Raw genomic sequence first — 2,948 nt, forward strand, 5'->3', positions numbered from 1 at the left:
AGTCGGGATTCGTGCGGCGGTGGCCGGTCGGGATCGCGCCGGCCGGCCTGGACGGAGCGACCTTCGACCAGTTTGTCGAACGGGTACACGAACCGTATGAGGAACGTGATCCCGAGGTCGAGTCCGAGCTGGTCCACGGCGGGGAGGTCACCGACGCGGCGCTGGTACGGCGGGCCCGACGCCGTGGCGTCCTGGTCCGCAGCGTGCCCGAGTTCCAGCAGCTGTGGGATCCGCGCCGATACCTGCGCCGCCAGGCCGCCGGCTGGAGAACGACGTTCGCTACCGGCCGTCGCTGTACGTGCCGCAACGCTATGTCCGGCTGGACCAGGCCGGCTCCCCCGACCCGGACGACAACGTCTTCGACGCGGTGGTGGACTGGCTGGACGCCGAGTCGGCCCGGCTGATCCTCGTGCTGGGAAACTTCGGTCACGGCAAGACGTTCCTGTTACGGGAGCTTGCCCGTCGGCTCCCGAGAATCCTGCCGAATCTGGTACCGGTATTCATCGAACTGCGGGCACTGGAGAAGAACCACAGCCTGGACGCGCTGTTGGCCCAGCATCTGGCGGTGGCCGGCGAGGAGTCCATCGACATCCGCGCGGTGCGCCGGATGCTGGCACGCGGGCAGCTGGTGTTGCTGTTCGACGGCTTCGACGAGCTGGCGATACAGGTCACCTACGATCGGGCCGCCGAACACCTGCGGACGATTCTCACCGCGGTGACCGGGCGAGCCAAGGTCGTGCTGAGCAGCCGGACCCAGCATTTCGCCTCGGACACCCAGTGGCGCACCACCCTCGGCGACGAAGTCCACCTGGTCGCGGGCAGCAGGCTGGTCGAGCTCGGCGATTTCGCGGACAACCAGATCCGCGACTTCCTCAGCCGTCTCTACGGCGGGGATACCAGCGCCGCCGACCGTCGCCTCGAGCTGATCCGTGACATCAAAGATCTCCTCGGGCTTTCCCGCAACCCCCGCATGCTGTCCTTCATCGCGGACCTGGACGAGGACGAACTGCGCGCGGTGCGGGCCGCCGGGGGCGGAATCAGCTCCGCGGACCTGTACGAGAATCTGATCGCGCGGTGGCTGCGTTTCGAGGTGAACCGGCGGCGTCCGACGCTGGGTGCCGTACCCGGGCTGGGCGTCGACCAGATCCGCCGGGCGGTGACCGCGCTCGCCCTGCAGCTGTGGCGTGGCGCCGAGCGGGACATGGACCTCAGCCGGTTGGAGGAGACCGCCCGGCTGGCCCTGGCCGACATGGCCCACGGCCGGCTCGACCCGGCACAGGCGGTACACGAGATCGGCGCGGGCAGCCTGCTGGTCCGCGGCGACGAGGACCGGTTCGGGTTCGTCCACTCGTCGGTGATGGAATATCTGGTCGCGCTGGAAATCGCCCGGCTGCTGCACGACGGTGAACCGGTGACCGGTCTGCTCGCGAGCCGCGACATGTCAGCGCTGATGGCCGACTTTCTCTGCGGCGCGGCCGGCCGGACCGAAGCCGAGAACTGGGCCCGGACGGTCTACGAGGACCCGGCCGCGGCCGACACCGCCAGGGCCAACGCGCTGGCGGTCACCCGGCGGCTGCAGATCCGCAGCATCCGGGTCCGCTTGGCCGGGCAGGACCTGCGCGGCAAGGACGACGAGCTCTCCGGCCTCGACCTGCGGTTCGCGGACCTCTCCGGTGCCGACCTGACCGGCGTGCGGCTCCACGACGCCGATCTGACCGGCGCGAGCCTGACCGGTGCCCGGCTGGTCGGCGCAGTGCTGCATTCCGTCATCCTGAACCGGGCTGATCTCTGCGGTGCAGATCTCACCGGTGCACGCCTGATCAAGGTCGTCATGCACGGCGCCGCGCTCGAGCGGAGCAGGTGGCACCGGGCCGCTCTACTGGGTACCGAGATCGACGCGTCGACACTGGCCAGACCCGAGCTCGCCGAGGTCGCCGTCGCCGGCCGCGACCCGGTACGGGTGGTGGTCAGGCCACCCGGGGCACAGATCCGGGCGGTCGTGTTCAGCCCGTCCGCAACGCTGCTCGCCGCCGCGTGGGGCCCGGTCATCGCGATGATCGAACCCTGGGCCGGCCGGGTGGTGCGCACCCTGACCGGGCACGTGAGCGAGGTGCGTTCGGTGGCGTTCAGCCCGGACGGCACCGTGGTGGCCTCGGGGTCCGCCGACGGGACCATCCACCTGTGGGATGCCCTCGCCGATGACGCGCGGATCGTCCGGCGCATCGACGCCGGTGCCGGCGAGGTGCGTTCGGTGGCGTTCAGCCCGGACGGCACCGTGGTGGCCTCGGGGTCCGCCGACGGGACCATCCACCTGTGGAACTCCGCCACGGGCGAGGCGCAGCTCACCGCGCAGGGCCACGCCGGCGGGGTCGGATCGGTCGCGGTCAGTCCGGATGGCACTCTGCTCGCGTCCGGTGGCGCGGATCAGATCGTCCGGATCTGGGACACGGCCACCGGTAAGGTCCGCCACGCCATGGCGGGCCACACCGGCTGGGTGGAGTCGGTGGCGTTCAGCCCGGACGGCAGGCAACTGGCAACGGGTGGATTCCGACTGATCCGTCTGTGGGACGTCACCACCGGCGAGCAGACCGGCGTGCTGCCGGGCCATGCCGGCGGCGTCTGGTCGGTGGTCTTCAGCCCGGACGCCGCGACGGTCGCCTCCGGCGGTGCCGATGACTCCGTGCGGCTGTGGCGGCTGACCACCCAACGGCACGGAATCCTGGCCGGGCACGGGCATTCCGCCCGGGTCTGGTCGGTGGCCTTCAGTCCGGACGGCACCCTGCTGGCGTCCGGTGGTGCGGACGGGACCGTCCGCGTCTCCGAAGTCGCCACCGGCCGCCGGCTGAGCTCCCTGCACGCCCCGGCGGGACCTGGCGTATCGGCGGCGCTCAGCCCGGACGGCACGCTGCTGGCAGCGGGCGGCGCCGGTCCGGCCCTGCGGGTGTGGG

The 2,948-nt window shown here is 71.3% G+C and carries 1 protein-coding gene and 1 pseudogene; both read left to right on the top strand.

All coding sequences use genetic code 11. The features are described 5' to 3' along the window. Positions 1-11 precede the first annotated feature (11 nt). Positions 12-173 (top strand): annotated as a pseudogene (locus U9980_RS28820) (hypothetical protein); the annotation flags it as partial. Between the two features lie 50 nt (positions 174-223). Next, positions 224-2,948 (top strand): NACHT and WD40 repeat domain-containing protein (locus U9980_RS26995; protein WP_322770507.1); only part of this gene is annotated, 2,725 nt, incomplete at its 3' end.

Source organism: Protofrankia sp. Cr1 (assembly GCF_963555865.1).
Taxonomy (GTDB): Bacteria; Actinomycetota; Actinomycetes; order Frankiales; family Frankiaceae; genus Protofrankia.